Below are 20,290 nucleotides of genomic sequence, written 5' to 3' on the forward strand. Positions count from 1 at the left end.
TGAAACAACTGCCGATGCGGCGGGCGACTGGCGCGAGACCATCACTGGTTTGACTGCCAAAGGTTACAGCCTCACGGCGCTGGCGCTGTATGGCGATGGTGCGGAGTCTGCGGCGCGAACCTTTACGGTTGCGCAATCCGTTGCACCGACCATTGCCAATGTCACCGATTCCAAAGGCACGGTCGCCCACGGCGGCACTACGTTCGACCGCACGGTGACGGTCACCGGCAAGGCCAGTCCAAACCAGAAAATCCGCTTGCGCGACGGCACCACGTCACTGATTGACACGACTGCCAATGCTGCGGGCGACTGGCGCGAGACCATCACTGGTTTGACTGCCAAAGGTTACAGCCTCACGGCGCTGGCGCTGTATGGCGACGGCGCGGAATCGGCCGCACGGACATTCACTGTCGCAGCGGCCCTCCATGATTGCACTGATTTTACTCTTGGAAACTTTAATGCCTGGGCAACCGTACCTCCCGGCGCGGTCGTACTGAGGATTGAAGCGGACAACTATTTGATAAGAGTGCCGCGTTCAATACCGGTAGTCAGGAGAACTTTTTCTTTGCCGCCGGGCAACTATCAATTTACCCTCCGCGCCCGTAGCGATGACGCTCGTGCGGTTTTGCAAATAATTTTCGGTAACCGTAATACTTGGTCTATAACGACAAGTTGGGCAACTTACCACGCATCGCTGACACTTACTGGAGTTAGCAGCGTAACTATCGAATTAGCAAACGCCGGCAGCGAAGGTACATACATCGACTACGATGATCTTTGCGTGAAACTTCTGATCTGAACAGCTATGTGTCTAGTTCGGAAACAGGTTCCTCCCCGTTCCTGAGTCCTGCATAGATTAACTGTGGGAGCAGGCTTGCTCGCGAAATTGGTATATCAGTGACAGTTACGGTGACTGGCACAGCGCATTCGCGAGCAAGCCCGCTCCCACATTGGAGATGTGTCCAGGCTTAAATCTGATGCAAAAAAATCCCCGCAATATGCGAGGATTTTTTAGTCAAGCGTCAAACGATTTCTTTACCAATACCAGCGCAACCCCACCGTCGCCCCCCACGGCTTTTCGATATGTTCCCCTTTGGAGTAATCAAAGTCCGCATGCACCTGCCACTTCTCGGACATCGCCACTGCCACGCCCGCGCCGAACTCGGCCCGGGTACCTGACAAGTCATTGTTGAACACGTTGTCGTTGACCTTCACCTCATTGTTCTTTGCAAACTCATGCGCAATCGCTACGCGCAGATAGGGTTGCGCGACACTAACCTTGTCGAACTTGAAGTCGCGACCAACGGTGACACCCGCTTTGCCAAGCAATGAGCGCGTGGTGTCGCCATCGGCAGTCATGTCGTTGTCCAGGGAGTAGCGTCTGCCCTGGATTTGCACCGCAGACAATTGAGTGAACGGTTCTAAGAAGTAGCCGTTGGCGAGTTTGAATTGCCGGCCGAACTCCGCTGAAGCGCCCAACCCCCAGTTGTCGTAATCGCCTTTTGAGCGAGTGCCGTCACTGAGGTTGACCTTGGACTCGTTACGGAAGCGGTTGAACTTGAGCACACCGTCGAAGTAGTAACCGGTGTCGGCGTCCAGCCAGGTTGCGTAGGGCCCGATGTAGTAGCTGTTCACGGTGCCCGTGGTGCCATGATCGAGGTTCAGATCGGACTTGCTCGTCCCTGCCAATACGCCGAGCAACCAGCCACTGTCGCCCAGTCGTGCATCGGCTCCTAGTGAGAAACCTTGCTGGTTTAGCTGATAGCCAACGCCCGAACCGTCAGCAACGTTGTACTGGCTGCCATAGGTGCGCACCCAGCCGCCGGACTCGCCGCCGTTAAGGCGCAACTCGCCCATGCGGGTGCGCAATGACGACTGTTCGCTATACACAATGGTGAGCGGGCTATTGAAAAAGGCCAGAATCGATTGCGCGCCGGGGCTGATGACTTCGGTTGTCGGATCCAGATACCACTCTTTGACGCCCTCGGCATTGGTTCGGCTGGCCAGGCTATATGACCAGGTCCCGAGATCCACCGGCCGATCGCCCGCCAACGCAAAACTGGCGCCATCGGATGTAGCGGTGCTCACCAGCACGACCTTCTCGGGGTTTATAGCATCCAGCCCGGACGCCGCGACCGCCAGATCGTAATTCCCTGTCGATTGCCCAGTCACAATCAGCTTGTCACTGTCGCCGCTTTCGAAATCGCCCCTCATCGCAAAGATACCCGTGGTACCCGCCATCGTGCCGATGGTGAGCGTGCGATACGTATCGGGGGCCGCGGCATCGCCAAAGGTAACGCTGCCGCCATGCATGGCCAACGTACCAACGGTGTCGTTGCCCGTGAGCATCCAGTGTGATCGGCTTTGGATGTTAACTCTGTCGACGCCGTCGAGACGTCCGGTGAGTTGCGACTGATTTTCCAGGGTGACCGATTCATTCATAGTAGAACCGTCAGCCACTACGTCACCGGTCATCTGGCTTCGATTCAGCGTCAGGTTGGCAGTGCTGCCGTCGCTGATATTCAGATTGCCGAGGAAAGTGCTGTCGTTCAGCGCCATCTGCGCCGTCGAGTTGCCTGCTACGCGGACATCGCCGGTGAGCTGACTTTGACCGAAGTTCAGATCAACGTTGCTGCCGCCCGCGATGCTCACACCGCCGTCGAGGCTGCTGCCGTTGGCGAATTTCAGAGTCGTCGTTTCTGGCAGGCTATCGATCAGTACATTACCTTCCATCTGGCTGTTATCGAAAGTCAGATCGGCGCGACTGTTGCCCGTGAAGTTGACGTCGCCTTCCAGGCTGCTGTTGTTGGCAAACGCGACGGTAGCGGTGGAGTCATTGACCAACACGTTGCCGACCATGTGGCCCTGATTGAAATTCAGTTTACCGGTACTGCCTTCGGCGAGGTTGACGGTGCCGGTCAACAGGCTGTTGGCGGTCACCTTCAGATCTGCAGTCGAGGCACCCTTGGCGATGACGTCGCCGGTCATTCGACTTTGATCAACGCTCAGGTCGACATTGCTGCCACCGTCAATATTTACGTTGCCGTCGAGGCTGCTGCCGTTGGCGAATTTCAGAATTGTGATGTCGGGCAGCCTATCGATCAGTACGTTGCCTTTCATCTGGCTCTGATCGAAAGTCAAACCAGCGCGACTGTTGCCGGTGAAGTTGACGTCGCCTTCCAGGCTACTGCCATTGGCAAACGCGATGGTGGCTGTCGAGTCATTGACCCGCACATCGCCCGCCATGTGGCCCTGAATGAAATTGAGGTGGCCGGTGCTGCCGCCAGTGATATCGATTTTACCGGTCAGCGCGCTGTTTGCTGTCACGCTCAAGTTGGCACTCGATGCGCCATTGACAATCACGTCGCCCTTCATCTGACTTTGATCGAGGGCAAGATCGGCGAGGCTGCTCCCCGAGACATTGACGTTGCCCTCAAGCGCACTGCTGTAGCCCAGGTTCACGGTTGCTGTCGATGCTTCGACCAGTACGTCACCGGTCATCGTGCTTTGTTCGAAGTTGAGATGACCGGTGCTGCCATCGGTGATCCGCATATTGCCTGAAAGATTGCTGTTGCCCGCAAGGTTCAGGGTTGTGGTCGAGGTGCCATTGACCAACACGTCGCCCGTCATTTGGCTCTGTTCGAAGGAAATATCACCGTTACTGCCGCCGGCAACATTGATATTGCCTGTCAGGCTGCTGCCGGCAACAGCCACGGTTGCGGCCGAAGCGCCCTGGATGTCGAGCAAGATGTTATTGCCGGCGAGCAGAGTGGATCCGTTGAGGATATGGATGATGGCCTGCGTTCCGCGCTCGACCAGGATCGCTGAACCGTCCACGCCCTGAACCGTTGCGTTATCCAGCGACAAGGTGCGAGCGCCAACGTTTGCCGAGTCATTGACGATCCGCACGCCAGTCGATTGCCCGGTAATGTGCGTGCCTGCGGAGGCGTTCACTTCGCCGCCCAGAATGTTCACGCCAATGCCATTGGCGCCAGCGCCGGTAACTTGCGTATTGATCAGTGAAAGGGTGCTTAACCCCGTAACCTGAGCACCCGCCACATCCCCTGTGATCCGGCTGTTGGACACCGTCACGCTGGAACCGCCCGCTGCGACAGAGGAACGGTTGACGGCCAGGCCGATGTCATCACTGGTGATACTGGTCTGATCAATGCTGCCTTTGCTGCTGGTGACCACGACACCTTCAATGCCAGCGTTGCCGACAACCGCAGTGCCACTGATATTCAGTGTCGAACCGGTCTGGGCAGTAATCGATCGTGTGTTGGCACCGCTAGCATTCAACACGCCGTTGTTACGCACAAGATAGTCAGTCGCGGGTAACGAGGAGTTGATGTCCAGCGTGGCGTTATCAACAATAGTCGCCGCCTGTGCGTAATCCCCGGGCAACATCAACGCCTGCAGGCAACACATTACGCCAAGCCCCCTTAGGGGTGTAGCGCCAACACGTAATACAGGAAACATCTTCATAATTTGATCACCTGAAAAAAAATCACACACCACTACCGCTGCGATAGTGCAAATGCGGGCGTACGGTAATGGCTTCGCCTAGGTAAAAAAGTAGGAAAAGTCCTAATAGACACATGGAAAAGTCCTACTTTTTAAATCAGGAAAACAGCTTTCCGCAAAAAGAAAAGGAGGCAGTCAAGCCTCCCTCATTTCACCACTCAAATTTCGCAAGTATTGCCATCACCCGTTTTCACATGAACTCTGACCAAATGCCGATCAGCGCTTGCTGGGTGACCGTCGATGATCGCCTTATAAGTGACCGCCCCCCAAGCGGGCAAATTAGGGAGCGCCGTTGCAATGATTTTTTGATATGGGATTTTTACGATAAAACCAGCCGTCGCGTCCTGTACAGTCGGCGTGTATTTAACCGTCTCAAGTGTGTCCGGTATCACCGCCGTACCCGCAGCATCTGAATAGCCCTGATAAGTAAACTCCAGCTCCTGATCCGCCAATTGTATCTCACCTGGCCCAACAGACACTTCCGCACATCTCACCAACAGAGTATCGGGTACTAGGGACTGGCAGTTAAACCAGTCGGTAAAGTCTGGATCAAGGTGCAGAATTTTCAACTCTGGCACCACAGCGGCCCTGATAAAAACATCGACGTCTTGTGGCCGGGAATATTCAGCGTTGTCGTTAAGAGAATGGGTAATTTTATAAGTGACTGGTAGTGCTTTTGCGTTACCGGCAACACTCACCACGTCCCAAATCACAGTGAACGGCAAGTTACCGGTTTCAGCGCCCGTCAGTTTTTTATAGCCGCCCTGCGCGTCGGTAAGCTCAACGCCTTTCCAAATCAGCGTAACCTCATCATTCGCTTTGACACCGTCAAACACCGCAACACTAACACTCACGTTCGCATTAGCATCTTCCTCTCGCAGAATATTATTACCGGCCGTCACAGCGCCTTTTACAACGGGCAACGCAAGTGTCGGATTGGGATTCTCTCCGCCGTCGCCAACACCTGGACGACGAAGATCGACGTCCACGTCTTTCGTGAGTGGCACTTGTGGATGGCCCACACCATTGCGTTTAATTTGATAACTGACGGGTACTGTCTTTTCACCCAGGTCACCGTTAAACACAGTACTGTAAGGAACGTTGATAAAGAACGGAAAGGTATTGATTTTCAGCGCCGGTAATTTGATACCGTCGTACGTCACCTCAAGTTCATCGACCCCTTTCAGATAATTGGTGTATTCATCCAAAATCCCCACACCCAAAGGGACTTGGGCATCGGCCAGATCCACCAGCTTTGGGGCGGTATCGTCATCAAACAGGGGAATATACGGAACCTGCAAACCTTCAGGGGGATCTGTCAGGGTTACATTGAGCTCGGTAAAAGCCGACGGCGAACTCTTGTTACCCTTGCGATCTTCGAGGTAGTAGAAGAGCGACTGGACCCCTTCCTCTGTTCCGATTTTATCAGAGGTAAGGTCGAAGGTAATCGGTAGTAGCAAATCGGCTTCGGTCAATGTTTTACTGCCGACTAACACTGCCAGTGGCAAACTTTTGCCAAAGAAGCAATTGATGACGTCACCAATCTTTTTTTCCCCATGAGGGGGGACGGTCACCAGCACTTTCCCATCGTTGTCGTCCAGATACTTCTTGGTAATACCGTCGCGTTCAACCTCCGGTGGAACTTGCGCCTTACCGACGGGGAGCGGTGCGCGGTTATCAATGTTAAAAATCAGCTTGGAGACAGGTGGCTTATTACCACCGTGACTCAGGATATAACTCAACTCATGAGTACCGGGTGCTGCCGAGAGTCCCTCGGGCAGTACCAGAACAAACTCAGTAATTAGTGGATCTACGGGAGTTACATACATTTCCCTGTCACCCACCGGAGTGCCATCCAATGTCAAATGCAAAAAACCCTGAACGGCCCCAGGATCATCTGCTTCACTAAAGCGTGGGATCAAAATTCTCAGCGGGAAGCCTTGAAAGCGGCTATGCAACTGATTCGGTGCATCGTCGATTTCATCATCCATCAAAGGATTATCAGCGTGCATGGCAGGCGGCGCAGCGTTGGGTTTAACACTGCGTCGCAGAACACCGAAATAACGCGCACGATTTTCCGCCGGTTTTAACGATTGAATAACAGTCATCTTGATTATCCTCTGAGCAACTTGATTGACTGGCACCGGACAATAAGGACCCTTGCCAGAGCACTTGGACACTGATGCCATTTACAAACAACATTGCAAAAACAAATCGAAAAACCACGACGATCATTACAATGAGTTTTTACTTCACTCTTCGCTTACAGCCACTACAGCTTATTCCTGACAAATATCATTATCGGGGCCACAGACTGCCCCGCTGGGCATGGTTCGATTAATAATCACGAAGTCAGGTTTGGATGAGCCAAGCCCACCGCTGTGTTTTCTCAAGTAATACCGACACAACGCCGAACCGTTATCGACCATTGGCGCAATCAGTCGTGGATAGTCACTGACATGCACATCAAATCCGTCGCGCGCTTGATCGTCGGTCAGCGTGACTTCAAATGAATCATCGGTACCTGCAATCGGTGAAGAACCATTCTGATTGGCACAGCCTTGCCAGGTCAGTTCGACGACATCGTTCTCGGCGAACGCCGCATTGCCTTTGATATGCACCCACACCCCTTCCCACAAACGGGGTCGGGCGCAGCAATGAAGTACGCCATCACGATCGGCATGGGTGAAAACCGGTTCCGGCAAGTTGTCGATGACCACGATGGCCAGATTGAGCGGCGTCACTTGCGCCAATTGCTCATTGACGCCATTGCTGGTGGTGTACCAGGTCGGCAGCGCAGGGTTTACTTTGTCTTTCTCAATAAATTCCCAGGCGATGCTCAACAGGATGATTTTCCCCGCCACATCGCCCGACTTGACTTCGTACTCAGCGACCGGGCTCGGGATCGTCCCCCAATACAGGAAGACTTTCTGCCCCGGTAGCGGATTGTCGTAGAGGGTCAATCGCGCCTCGGCAGGCTTGCCGAAATCGCCAGGCAACAGCGTATTCAGTTGGTTCGATACCGCGCCATACACCTGCAGTTTCGCCAAGGTGGGGTTCAATAGCGCCGGGGCGCTGTCGTGATCCTGGCCGGCGACCGTAAAGTTATACGGCACTTTTATTTCGGGGGACGGCAGGGTCAACGTTCCACCGCGGCGCACGCGATAAAGCACGTTTGCCTGCGCTGGCCCAAGACCGTCATCTGTCAGGATCGCCCAAGGTACGGTGGTCTTCAGTGGAAACCCGTCAGGATCGACATCAATCGAACCGAGATCATGTAGATTCCACTTGATCAGAATCTGATCGCCGACAGCGACATCGTCATATTCGTCGATTTCGACCGTCACGGCGCCCTGATCCACTGCCCCTTCCCGGGCGTGCCGGCGGTCGAGCAAACCGCGCACCGACAATGGCACTCGTGGTGGCTTGAGATCACCGGGCGCCGCATTCAGGTCGACGCTGACCGCTAACAGTGTCGAACGCGGCCCTCGATTGCCCACCCAGTCGCGCAATCGGTAAAAGACATAACGCTGCCCGGCACCCCGCTGACGAATTACCGATTCGGGTACGGTGATGATCAATCGCTTGTCATCAATGTCCTGCTGATTGAATGTCTTCTCGCCGATCTCAATTTCAGAATCGGGCGGGGTCGGGTCATCCGACCAGTAAAAAATCGCGCGATCCCTGACTTTGGCATCCACGTACAGCGGTACTTGAAACTCCACCTTGCCATGTTGGGTGAGGTAGTCATCGGTGATAACGCCCGGGACATCGAGCATATCGAGTCGAACGGGTTCCTGATTGTCGTTGGGCGGCGATCGGTCGACGGTCACGCGCTTGAGTGCCGAGTACAAATGATTGCCGCCATAACTGACACGATACGACAGGGAATAGGTGCGCTCATCCAGCTTGTCACGAGGCACCTTCAAGGTTTTATCCCCCGGCTCCTCGTATTCATCACGGAACACAGAAGTAAATGGCCCTCCCTCCTGCGTCCAGCTGATGTCGATGATGTAAAGCGGCTCCGCTGCTGTGAAGGCGGCGATCCAATTGGGAACAACGACAACCAGGTCACCGCTCAACGCGTCTCTTGGCAACAGGCCTTCAGGGCTTTCCTGACCGTTTTCGTCCTTGAGAATGACGGGCACTTTCGGCGCTTCAAGCGCCAGCTCCACGACAGGATTGATCGGGCTATCAGAAGACGCCATTACACCCACTCCCACAAGACTCGGCTGTCATGGAACACGCGGACGCGCGGCCTGTGTGTTCAGGCCTTTCTTGGGCCGTGAGTTGATTTAACGGCGTTGTCGTGAGCTTGGCTACTGTCAGAAATTACAGGTATTGCTACCGTCTGTCGGAGATACGCCCATTGGGAATGCTCAGGCACAAAAAAACCCGCCCTCCCCTCAACCGGGAGCGCGGGTTTTGTCGTTTCAGCCTCGGATCAGACGGTATCGACCTTCAACGAGTGATCGTTGAGCATGCCGGTGATGATCGTCGCCGTGTCGTGCCCGCTGGCAATCATCCCGCCGGCCCCCGGTGTTACACCGTAGTGGCTGGCGAGGTTGACGCCGGCCAGGTCGATGGTCTGGTTTGGCGCGGCACCGGCCATGGCGCTGACGTCGATGCTGGTGAGCACCGACGCGCCCGCGCCGGTGACGGTGAAGTGCAGGTAGTCATCGAGCGACGCCGTGGTGCCGTTTTCACCTTGCAGCAGTTGCGACAGGTCGAGCTTGTCGGTGCCGGGGGTGAAGTCGGTGATGGTGTCGTGGCCGCTGTTGCCCTTGAGGTACTGGAAGGTGTCGGCCCCTGCTCCACCGGTCAGGGTGTTGTTGCCCAGACCGCCGATCAGCAGGTCGTCCCCGCCGCCACCGTTGAGGATGTCATTGCCCAGCCCACCATTGATCACGTTGTTATTGTTGTCGCCGGTCAACGTGTCGTTGAAGTTCGAGCCGACGAGGTTTTCGATGCCCGTCAGGGTGTCAGTTCCTGCACCGAGGGTGTTTTGCGCACCGAGCAGGCCGAGGTTGACCGTGACGCCAGCGGTGGCGTGGGCATAGCTCGCCGTGTCCGTGCCGGTGCCGCCATCGAGAAGGTCGTTGCCCGGGCCGCTGTAGAGCAAGTCGTTGCCGGCGCCGCCGTGCATTTCATTGTTGCCGGAGCCTGCGGTGAGCACATCGTTGCCGTCGCCGGCGTTGATGATGTTGTTGCCGGTGCCTGCGACCAGGATGTCATCGCCGGAGGTACCGGTGAGGGTGTGGCCATCCTGATAGCTGATGCTGACGTTGGCGGTGTCGCTGCCGCCATGGTTGTCGTTGGCGGTGTAGGTGCCGTTGAAGTCCGGGGTGATGTCGTGCGCCCCGGCGTAGTTGAGGGTCATGGTCAGTTGGTAGTTTTCCGCCGCGTTGGGGTTACCGCCGCCGCTTGGATCGGCGATGTTGGTGATGTGGATCTGATAGGTCCCATTCGCGGCTGCCGTCAGCGTTTGCCCGTCTGCCAGCGTGGTGTAAGCGCCGCCATTGATCGAGTACTCCATGGTGACGTGACCGGCCGCCAGGTTGTGATCCAGATTAAGGGTCTCACCCTGACGCAGATTGACGGTGATGCGGTCTTCATCATTCGCGTTGCTGTTGGTCACAGCACCGAGATAACCGCTGACCACCAGCACAGCGGTCATGGTTGCCGCGTTGGCACTGAACGAATTGCGCACGTTGGCCAGGTTCTGGTTGGCCGCGGTATTGGCGTTGGTGCCAGTGAAGTTGATCGCCCCGGTGCCGTTGAAGTCCGCCGCTTTCGAGATCCAACCGGTATTGAACGTCGTCGGCGTGGCGTTGAGCGTATCGCCATTCGGATCGGTATCGTTGGCCAGCAGCAATTCGCCCGGCACCACGATATTGCTCGAAAGCACGTTGGTGATGACGTGATCGTCCGCCGCCACCGGCGGCGCATTGGGGATGACTTTCACGGTCAGCGTCGAGCTGGCGAGGTCGCCGTCGTTGTCGCTGACGGTGAAGCCGATGTTCTCGGTGATCACCACAGCGGTGGTTTTCTGCGAAGTGTAGGTGTAGTCGCCGGTGTCGAGGTTGACCACCAGCGTGCCGCCATTGTTGGTGGCGATGCTCACCGAGTTGTTTACGGTGTTGAAGGTGCCGTGGTTGGTGCCAACGTTAGTTAACGCACCTTGTCCGCCAAGGCCTTTCGGATCGTAGGTGTAGGTGGTGCCGTCGACGACGATGGTTTTGATAAAACCGCCATCCGCGCCGAACGTACCGCCCTCACCCAGTAGCGAACCGGTGACCGGTGCGCCGACCACCGTGCCCGAGAGCACCGAGTTGAGTTGGTTGAGATCTGTCACCACTACAGCGTTGGTGTTGGTGTGGGTGATGCCGTCGTACGCCACTGGATCGAGGTTGGCGTTGCTCACGCCGCTGCCCAGACCGATCGCGTAGTTACGGATGTTGTTGGCGTCGAGGAAGGCTTTCAGCGCGGTTTCGTCCGCCGTGCCGATTTCCTGGCCGGTGGTCGGTTTACCGTCGGAGAAGAAGTAGCCAACATTCTGCGCGCCGGTGAGTTTGCCCGAGGTGTTGAACGCAGTCTGCATGGTCGCCACGGCGGCGTCGTAGTTGGTGCCGCCGCCCGCGGTCAAACCCGCCAGTATCGTCTTGGCAGTGGCGATATCGACCCACACCGAGGTGCGATCGGTAGCGCTGCTGCTGAAGGTCACCAGTTGCACCTTCACGTCGCCGAGATCGTCGTATTTGTCGAGCAAGGCACTAATGGCCTGCTTGGCCAGCGCCAGCCGCGACAGGCCCGGCACACCGGAGGCGTCGGCCATACTGCCGGAGATGTCGAGGACGATCAGCAGGTTGGAATCGATCTCCACCGCTGCCACCGAACGATCGGAAGCCACGGCTTTTGGCACGTCATCGACGATGTTGACGACGATGGTGCTGGTGGTGCTGTTGCCCAGTGCGTCAGTGGCTTTGTAGGTGAAACTTTCGCTGAGGGTGTTCGCGCCGTCGTTGGCGTTCGGCGAGGTTTTCGGCGCCGAAGTCAGCGTATAGGTGTAGGTGCCGTCGGCATTCAGCTGGATCTGCCCGTAGCTGCCGGTGGCGCTGCCGACCAAGGTGTAAGTCAGCGCGCCGCTGCCGCCGGTGACCGCGCCGACCAGCGTGCCCGTCGCGGTTTCGCCGGTGTTGGTCGGCTCGCTGCCGGTGACCGTGCCGGCGGCCAGATCCTGGCCGTCCTTGGTCAGGTCGAGGGCTTTTTCGTAGACCGTGACGTCCTGATCGACCGAGGCAATCAGTTTGCTGTCGGCGACGTTGATGGTGATGGTCGTGGTGCTTTCATCGCCGTCGCTGTCGCGGATGGTGTAGGTGAACGTGTCGGTCGCGCCCGCAGGGCTCACCGAGTTCGGGTTGCTGTGATAAACAGCGTTGCCCGCAGCATCGAGGGTCAGGTAACCGAAGTTGCCGTTGATGTTGCTGTTGAGCCCGCCGATGGCCGAGGTGCCGGTGTTGCTACCGGCGCGCACGCCGACCACCGCCCCGCCTGTTGCTGCGCCATCGGCGCCGGTGACGTCATTGCCCAGCACGCTGATGTTGACGGTACCGCCCTCGGCCACCGAGCCGGTGTCGGCTTGGGCAGTCGGCAGGTCATCGATGATGTTGACGTTGATCTGGCCGTTGGCGGTGCTGCCATCGGTGTCCGTCGCCACCACGTTGAAGTTCTCGGTGAGGCTGTTGGCACCGTTGGCGTTCGGGTGTGTTTCGTTGTCGACCAGGGTGTAGCTGTAACTCACGACACCGGTGGTCGGGTTGTAATTGGTGATGGTGAAGGTGCTGCCCAGCGGTGAAACCACCGACTGCGGGAAGCCTGCGGCGACACCGTTGGTCACCACGGCAATGCCGCCGACCGTCAGAGTTTGCAGGCCGTCGAGGGCGGTCACGGTGAAGGTGCCGCTTTGGGTCAGCAAGGCTGTGTTCGGGCTGGTGCCGTCGCTGAGGTTTTTCTCGTAAACGGTGAGTTCGCCGCCGTTGACGTCGAGGCCGTTGAGCACCACCGGATCGTCATTGTTGTGGATGTTCAGCACCAGGTTGGCGGTGCTGACGTCGCCATCGGCATCGGTCAGGGTGTAGGTGAACGTCTCGGTGCCGTTGCCACCGCCGTGCAGATTTTTGAAGTCGGCATCGGTGGTGTCCAGCGTGTAGGTGTACGAGCCGTCGGCGTTGAGCACCAGTTTGCCGTAGGTGCCGGTGAAGGTGCCGGGGGTAATCGGCCCGCTCGCCACCACGTCGGCGCCTTGCACATCGTTGGTCAGCACGTTGCCGGTGAGGGTCAACAGGCTTTCCGAAGCGCTGTTGGCGTTGCTGTCGTTCACTGCATGTGGCACGTCGTCGACGATGCTGACGACGATGGTGCTGGTGACGATGTTGCCCAGCGAATCGGTGGCCTGATAGGTAAAACTTTCGGTCAGGGTATTGGCGCCGTCATCGGCATGCGGCGTGGTGGTCGCCGGCGATGTCAGGGTGTAGGTGTAGGTGCCGTTGGGGTTGAGGACGATCTGTCCGTAGTTGCCGGTGGCACTGCCGACCAATGCATAGCTGATCGCGCCGACCGCGCCAGTGACCGAGCCGACCAGGGTGCCGGACGCGGTTTCGCCGGTGTTGCTCGGGTCGCTGCCGGTGACCGTACCGGGGGCCAGATCCGCGCCGTCCTTGGTCAGGTCGAGTGCTTTCTCGAACACGGTCACATCGGTGTCGCTGGTCGCATACAGTTTGCTGTTGGCGACGTCGATGGTGATGGTTGTGGTGCTTTCGTCACCGTCGGAATCGCGCACGGTGTAGGTGAATACATCCACCGCGCCCGGGCCGTTCACCGCATTGGGATTGCTGTGGTAGACGGCGTTGCCGTTGGCATCCAGGGTCAGGTAGCCGTAGGTGCCGTTGATGTTGCTGTTCAAGCCACCGAGGGCCGAGGTCGACGTGTCGGCGCCGGCACGCACGCCAACCACCGCGCCGGTCGCCGCCGGGCCATCGGCGCCGCCGATATCGTTGTCCAGCACATTGCCGCTGACGGTACCGCCCTCTGTCACCGACGCGGCATCAGGGTGGGCGCTCGGCAAATCATCGACGATGTTGACGTTGATCTGGCCGTTGGCGGTGCTGCCATCGGTGTCCGTCGCCACCACGTTGAAGTTCTCGGTGATGCTGTTGGCGCCGTTGGCATTCGGGTGGGTTTCGTTATCGACCAAGGTGTAGCTGTAGCTGACGACACCGGTGGTTTCGTTGTAACCGGTGATGGTCAGCGTGCTGCCCAACGGCGTGGTGATCGATTGTGGGAAACCTGCGGCCACGCCACCGGTCACCACGTTGATGCCGCCGACGGTCAGGGTTTGCAGACCGTCGAGGGCCGTGACGGTGAAGGTGCCGCTCTGGGTCAGCGCCGGGGTATTGGGGTCGGTGCCGTCACCGAGATTTTTCTCGTAGACCGTCAGTTCGCCGCCATTGACGTCGAGGCCGTTGAGCACCACCGGATCGTCATTGTTATGGATGTTCAGCACCAGGTTGGCGGTGCTGGTATCGCCGTCGGAGTCGGTGATGGTGTAGGTGAAATTCTCGGTACCGTTGCCGCCGCCGTGCAGATTTTTGAAGTCGGCATCGGTGGTGTCGAGGGTGTAGGTGTACGTGCCGTTGGCGTTGAGCACCAAGGTGCCGTAAGTCCCGGTGAACGTGCCGGCGGTAACCGGCCCGCTCGCGACACGGTCGGCGCCCTGCACATCGTTGGTCAGGACGTTGCCGGTCAGCGTCAGTTGGCTTTCCGACGCCGTGGTTGTATTGCTGTCATCCAGCGCTTTAGGCAGGTCGTCGACGATGTTGACGTCGAGGGTCGCGTTGGCAGTGGTGCCGTTGTCATCGACGACGGTGACGGCGAACTGCTCTGGCAGATTGTTTGCGCCGTTCGCGGTTGGGTGCGCTTCGTTATCGACCAGGGTGTAGCTGTAACTGACGACGCCGGTGGTTTCGTTGAAACCGGTGATGGTCAGTGTGCTGCCCAATGGCGTGGTGATTGATTGCGGGAAGCCTGCTGCTACGCCATTCGTAACCACGGCGATGCCGCCAACGGTCAACGTGGTGACGCCGTCGAGTGCGGTGATGTTGAAGGTGCCGCTTTGGGTCAGCTGGGTGGAATCTGGAGTACTGCCGTCGCTGAGGTTTTTCTCGTAAACGGTGAGTTCGCCACCGTTGACGTTGAGGCCGTTGATGATCACCGGATCGTCGTTGTTGTGGATCTGCAAGACGAGGTTTGCGGTGCTGGTATCGCCATCGGAATCGGTGATGGTGTAGGTGAAGGTTTCTGTCCCGTTGCCGCCGCCGTGTAGGGCCTTGAAATCAGCGTCGGTGGTGTTCAGCGTATAGGTGTAGGTGCCGTTGGCGTTGAGCACCAATGTGCCGTAAGTCCCGGAGAAAGTACCGGCGGTGATTGGGCCGGCATTCGGGCCGGTAGGTACGCGGTCGGCGCCTTGTACGTCGTTGGTCAGTACGTTGCCGGACAGGCTCAGCAGGGTTTCTGAGGCGGTGCCGGCGTTGCTGTCGTCCACGCCTTTTGGCAGGTCGTCGATGATGTTCACATCGAGGGTCGCATTGGCGGTGGTGCCGTTGTCATCGACGACGGTGACGGCGAACTGCTCTGGCAGAGTGTTTGCGCCGTTAGCGGTTGCGTGCGCTTCGTTATCGACCAGGGTGTAGCTGTAGCTGACGACGCCGGTGGTTTCGTTGAAACCGGTGATGGTCAGTGTGCTGCCCAATGGCGTGGTGATTGATTGTGGGAAGCCTGCTGCTACGCCATTCGTGACCACGGCGATGCCGCCGACGGTCAGGGTGGTCACGCCGTCGAGTGCGGTGATGTTGAACGTGCCACTTTGGGTCAGCTGGGTGGAATCTGGAGTACTGCCGTCGCTGAGGTTTTTCTCGTAAACAGTGAGTTCGCCGCCATTCACGTTGAGGCCGTTGATGATCACCGGATCGTCGTTATTGTGGATCTGCAAAACGAGGTTCGCGGTGCTGGTGTCGCCGTCGGAATCGGTGATGGTGTAGGTGAAGGTTTCTGTCCCGTTGCCGCCACCGTGCAGCGCTTTGAAATCAGCGTCGGTGGTGTTCAGCGTGTAGGTGTACGTGCCGTTGGCGTTGAGCACCAACGTGCCGTAAGTCCCCGCGAAAGTACCCGCTGTGATCGGGCCGGCATTCTCGCCGATGACCACACGGTCGGCGCCCTGCACATCGTTGGTCAGCACGTTGCCAGTGAGCGACAGATTGGTTTCCGAGGCGGTGCCTGCGTTCGAGTCATCCACGCCTTTTGGCAAGTCATCGACGATATTCACATCGAGGGTCGCGTTGGCGGTGGTGCCGTTGTCATCGACGACGGTGACGGCGAACTGCTCAGGCAAATTGTTCGCGCCGTTCGCGGTTGGGTGCGCTTCGTTATCGACCAGGGTGTAGCTGTAGCTGACGACGCCGGTGGTTTCGTTGAAACCGGTGATGGTCAGTGTGCTGCCCAATGGCGTGGTGATTGATTGTGGGAAACCTGCTGCTACGCCGTTGGTGACGACAGCGATGCCGCCCACGGTCAGGGTGGTGACGCCATCGAGTGCAGTGATGTTGAAGGTGCCGCTTTGGGTCAGTGCGCCGGAGTCTGGTGCGCTGCCGTCGCTGAGGTTTTTCTCGTAAACGGTGAGTTCGCCGCCGTTAACATCCAGACCACCGATTACCACTGGATCATCGTTGTTATGGATCTGCAAGACGAGGTTCGCGGTGCTGGTGTCGCCGTCGGAATCGGTGATGGTGTAGGTGAAGGTTTCGGTGCCGTTACCGCCACCGTGCAGCGCTTTGAAATCCGCATCGCTGGTGTTCAGCGTGTAGGTGTAAGTGCCGTTGGCGTTCAGCACCAAAGTCCCGTAAGTCCCCGCAAACGTACCGGCGGTGATCGGCCCGGCAGTCTCGCCAGTGGCCACGCGGTCGGCGCCCTGCACATCGTTGGTCAACACGTTGCCAGTGAGGCTGAGATTGGTCTCCGAGGCGGTGCCGGTATTGCTGTCATCCACCGCTTTTGGCAGGTCGTCGATGATGTTCACATCGAGCGTGGCATTCGCGGTCGTGCCGTTGTCGTCGACGACGGTGACGGCGAATTGCTCTGGCAGAGTGTTCGCGCCATTGGCGTTCGGATGCGTTTCGTTATCGACCAGCGTGTAGCTGTAACTGACCACACCTGTCGCCGCGTTGAACCCGGTAATGGTCAACGTGCTGCCCAGCGGCGTCGTCACCGATTGCGGAAAACCAGCCGCGACACCGTTGGTGACCACGGCAATGCCGCCGACGGTCAGCGTGGTGACGCCATCGAGTGCAGTAACGGTGAAGCTGCCATTTTGCGTCAGCGCTGCCGAATCAGGTGAACTGCCCAGGGCCAGGTTTTTCTCGAAAACCGTCAGCTCGCCGCCCGCAATATTCAAACCGCCGAGGGTCACGGGATCGTCGTTGTTGTGGATCTGCAAAACCAGATTCGCGGTGCTGCTATCGCCGTCCGAATCGGTGAGGGTATAGGCGAAGGTTTCGGTGCCGTTGCCGCCGCCGTGCAGCGCTTTGAAATCGGCATCGCCGGTATTCAGCGTGTAGGTGTAAGTGCCGTTGGCGTTCAGCACCAGGGTGCCGTAAGTGCCGGTGAACGTGCCGGGCGTCACCGGGCCAGTGGCCACGCGGTCAGCGCCTTGCACATCGTTGGTCAGCACGTTGCCGGTCAGCGTCAGCAAGGTTTCCGAAGCGGTTGAGCTGTTGCTGTCATCCACTGCGCGCGGCACGTCGTCGGTGATGTTGACGTCGAGCGTACCGGTCGCGGTATCGCCATTGCTGTCGCCGGCAACCACGGTGAATTGTTCACTGAGGTTGTTCGCGCCATCGCCCGCCGCGTGGGTGTCGTTGCCGTTGAGGGTATAGCTGTAGGTGACGACACCGGTGCTCGGGTTGTAGCCGGTGATGGTCAGGGTGTTGCCCAATTGCGTGGTGATCGACTGCGGGAAACCGACCGCCACACCGCCGCTGACCAGGCTGATGCCGCCGACGCTGAGGCTGGTCAAACCATCCGGCGCGTTAACGGTGAAGCTGCCACTTTGGGTCAGCGCTGCCGGATTGGCGGCCGAGCCGTCGGGCAGATTGGCTTCGTTGAGATTCAGCTCGCCACCCGGTGCGGACAGGCCGTTGAGGGTCACCAGATTGTTGACCGGTGGCGGCACGATCACTGGCGTGTCGTCGCCGTTGTCGATCACCACGTTGTGGCGTTCTTCAGGGAATTCAGGGATGCCGCCAAACCCGGCGGTGGGGAAACCGATGATCGGATCAACGCGCCCGCCGACTTCCGTCAGCAAGACAAAACTGTGACCACCGCCCGCTTCACCCGGCGCGCCACCCGGAGCGTTTGGCCCAGCGGCAGTGGCTTCAGCGGTTTTCGACGGGTCATCACCGGCGGCGATGGCTTTCTGGATTTGCTCGACGTCGGTCAGTTGCGCTTCGCTCGGCGTCACCGCCTCGGCCGCGTTCACGTGCGCGGCCTGATCGGCGAGCAGTTGCCCGGACAGGGTCATGCTGCTGCCGCGCCCAAGGGTCAGCTCTTTGCCATTTTGCAGATGAACGGCGACGGCGCCTTCGGCCCCGGTGATCAATTGATCGCCGGCAAACAGCCGATCGCCTTCGACCAAGGCGCGTTTTGTGCCGTCCGCTGCCTGTGCGAAAACCTGACCAATGACTTTAGTGACGGTACCGATGAGCGTTGCCATGTGAATTCCTCCGCTGCCGACCACTGTCGGCACTGGTTAACGAAGTAGCCCATGGCTCAATCGGGTTGCCGTGGCGACGCTCGCGCCTTCGACAGTTCGTTCGCAGGTTGCGCCGTTCAGGAAACATCAGTGCTATCAAGCACTTGAAAAACCTGATCAATGCAGCAAACCCACGAGCGCTACGTAACGCCGGTGAATCACTCGAGTGACAAAAATCTGTCGCTCCCCAGCCGCTACGCGTCCCTCCCCTTCAGCAGTACTTCGCCGTATGTCGCAAAGTGAATGGAACTTTCCTCAAGCCTTTCTGCGCTCCCTAGCGCGCATAAAACAAAGGCTTTCGAGCTGAACAATGTGCCGGATTTTACAAACCGCATAAGTTTTTTTCGGAATAAGCCTTATGAAAATTTTTTCTTAGCTACGCTTCATTATGTTCTTAGCTCTGTTGTTACAAGAGTGAAACGCTTTCCACTAAAAATATCGTCAAATTTTTGGCGACAGTAACACACCATCAGGACTCAGGGAGATGCACCCATGCGCGTTTTAACCCCCCTCTGCAACGCGGTTTTGCTGGCCATGGCTTGCACATCCCAAGCCCAGGCCATGAACCTCACCGAGGCGATCCAAAGCACCATCGCCACCCACCCGGAACTCGCTTCGCGCGTGGACGCACGCCTGTCGGCTGATGAACAAGTCAAAGTCGCCAAGGGCGGTTTCTATCCGTCCGTCGATTTGAACGCCGCGTATGGCCGTGGCTACAGCGACAACACCAACACCCGCGCCTTCGGTAACCACGACACACGAATTCTCAATTACACCCAGTCCGAGCTGCGCTTGCGGCAAATGCTGTTCGACGGTTTCAACACCGCCAACGAGGTTGAGCGCACCAAAGGCGTGTCCAATTCGCGCGCCTACTACGCGCAAGGCACCGCTCAGGATCTGGCCCTGCGCACCATCGAGGTCTACCTCGAAGTGCTCAAGCGTCGCGAACTGGTGACCCTGGCCACGAACAACCTGCAAGCGCACTTGCGCGTCAACGATCAGATCGGCCTGCGCACCGAGCGCGGCATCGGCAGCACCGCCGACTCCGATCAATCGGTGGCGCGTAAAGCGCTGGCGCAAAACAACCTCGACACCGCTGAAGTGGATCTGGCGGATGCCGAGTCGAACTTCTTCAGCGTTGTCGGGCGCATGCCTGATGAACTGGAAGCCCCGGCCACGACCCGTGGCGAGTTGCCGACCACCCTGCCGGAAGCCCAGCAGAGCATGGTCGAAAACAACCCGTACCTGAAATCGGCGCAGGCCGACGTGCAATCGGCCGAGAGCCAATACGAAGTCGCCAAGTCGCCGTTCTACCCACGTTTCGACGCAGAAGCAGCGGTGGGCGCGAACAACAACGTGCAGGGCGATGAAGGTCACGACAACGAATGGCGTGTCGGCGTGATCATGAACTACAACCTGTTCCGTGGCGGCAGCGACAAGGCGCGACTGGCCTCCGATGCGCACCAGATCAACCAGGCAATGGACATCCGCAACAACGCCCTGCGTCAGCTCAACGAGAACATTCACCTGGCCTGGAACGCCATGCTCAACGCGAAGAAACAGACCCCGACCGCCCGCGAATACGCGGAAACCACCAAGCGTGTACGCGCCGCGTATCAGGATCAGTTCGGCCTCGGCCAACGCACCCTTCTCGACTTGCTCGACAGTGAAAACGAGCTCTACAACGCCAACCGTCGCTACACCGAAATTCGCTACACCGAGGAATATTCGATGTACCGCGTGCTGGCGAACATGGGCCAGTTGCTGAGCAAACAACGGGTGGTGCTGCCCGCCGATGCGATCGCCTCCAGCGAAGTGAAGAACGAAGCCCGCCTCCCAGAGCTGAAATAACCCCTCTGTAGGAGCTGCCGAAGGCTGCATGATCGTTCCCACGCTCTGCGTGGG

General features: G+C 58.2%; 5 protein-coding genes and 1 pseudogene. 2 read left to right on the forward strand and 4 right to left on the reverse strand.

Annotated features, from left to right (window positions below; translation table 11 throughout):
* Nucleotides 1-799, forward strand: a pseudogene (locus ACIP1X_RS06875) (hypothetical protein); the annotation flags it as partial.
* A gap of 236 nt (nt 800-1,035) precedes the next feature.
* Here ACIP1X_RS06875 and ACIP1X_RS06880 read toward each other — a convergent pair.
* The 4 genes from ACIP1X_RS06880 to ACIP1X_RS06895 all read right to left on the reverse strand — a co-directional run bounded on the left by ACIP1X_RS06880 (nt 1,036) and on the right by ACIP1X_RS06895 (nt 18,346).
* Nucleotides 1,036-4,428 (reverse strand): autotransporter outer membrane beta-barrel domain-containing protein, encoded by a 3,393-nt coding sequence (locus ACIP1X_RS06880; protein WP_400750561.1) that lies wholly within the window; start codon nt 4,426-4,428, stop codon nt 1,036-1,038.
* A gap of 254 nt (nt 4,429-4,682) precedes the next feature.
* Nucleotides 4,683-6,632 (reverse strand): hypothetical protein, encoded by a 1,950-nt coding sequence (locus ACIP1X_RS06885; RefSeq protein ID WP_400750564.1) that lies wholly within the window; start codon nt 6,630-6,632, stop codon nt 4,683-4,685.
* Between the two features lie 171 nt (nt 6,633-6,803).
* On the reverse strand, nt 6,804-8,732 hold the full coding sequence (locus ACIP1X_RS06890; protein WP_400750567.1) for a hypothetical protein: 1,929 nt from the start codon (nt 8,730-8,732) through the stop codon (nt 6,804-6,806).
* Nucleotides 8,733-8,968: 236 nt separating this feature from the next.
* Nucleotides 8,969-18,346: a retention module-containing protein gene (locus ACIP1X_RS06895; protein WP_400750570.1), complete on the reverse strand. Its 9,378-nt coding sequence runs from the start codon at nt 18,344-18,346 to the stop codon at nt 8,969-8,971.
* A gap of 531 nt (nt 18,347-18,877) precedes the next feature.
* On the opposite strand from ACIP1X_RS06895, the gene ACIP1X_RS06900 reads away from it, so the two are divergent.
* Nucleotides 18,878-20,236: a TolC family outer membrane protein gene (locus ACIP1X_RS06900; RefSeq protein ID WP_400750572.1), complete on the forward strand. Its 1,359-nt coding sequence runs from the start codon at nt 18,878-18,880 to the stop codon at nt 20,234-20,236.
* Nucleotides 20,237-20,290: the final 54 nt, after the last annotated feature.

Source organism: Pseudomonas sp. NPDC088885 (genome assembly GCF_044750025.1).
Classification (GTDB): Bacteria; Pseudomonadota; Gammaproteobacteria; order Pseudomonadales; family Pseudomonadaceae; genus Aquipseudomonas; species Aquipseudomonas rustica.

Bases quoted from the DNA above. Each gene is read 5' to 3' on its own strand.
- ACIP1X_RS06885 (WP_400750564.1), bottom strand. From the start codon at position 6,632: ATGACTGTTATTCAATCGTTAAAACCGGCGGAAAATCGTGCGCGTTAT.
- ACIP1X_RS06900 (WP_400750572.1), top strand. From the start codon at position 18,878: ATGCGCGTTTTAACCCCCCTCTGCAACGCGGTTTTGCTGGCCATGGCT.
- ACIP1X_RS06895 (WP_400750570.1), bottom strand. From the start codon at position 18,346: ATGGCAACGCTCATCGGTACCGTCACTAAAGTCATTGGTCAGGTTTTC.
- ACIP1X_RS06880 (WP_400750561.1), bottom strand. From the start codon at position 4,428: ATGTGTTGCCTGCAGGCGTTGATGTTGCCCGGGGATTACGCACAGGCG.
- ACIP1X_RS06890 (WP_400750567.1), bottom strand. From the start codon at position 8,732: ATGGCGTCTTCTGATAGCCCGATCAATCCTGTCGTGGAGCTGGCGCTT.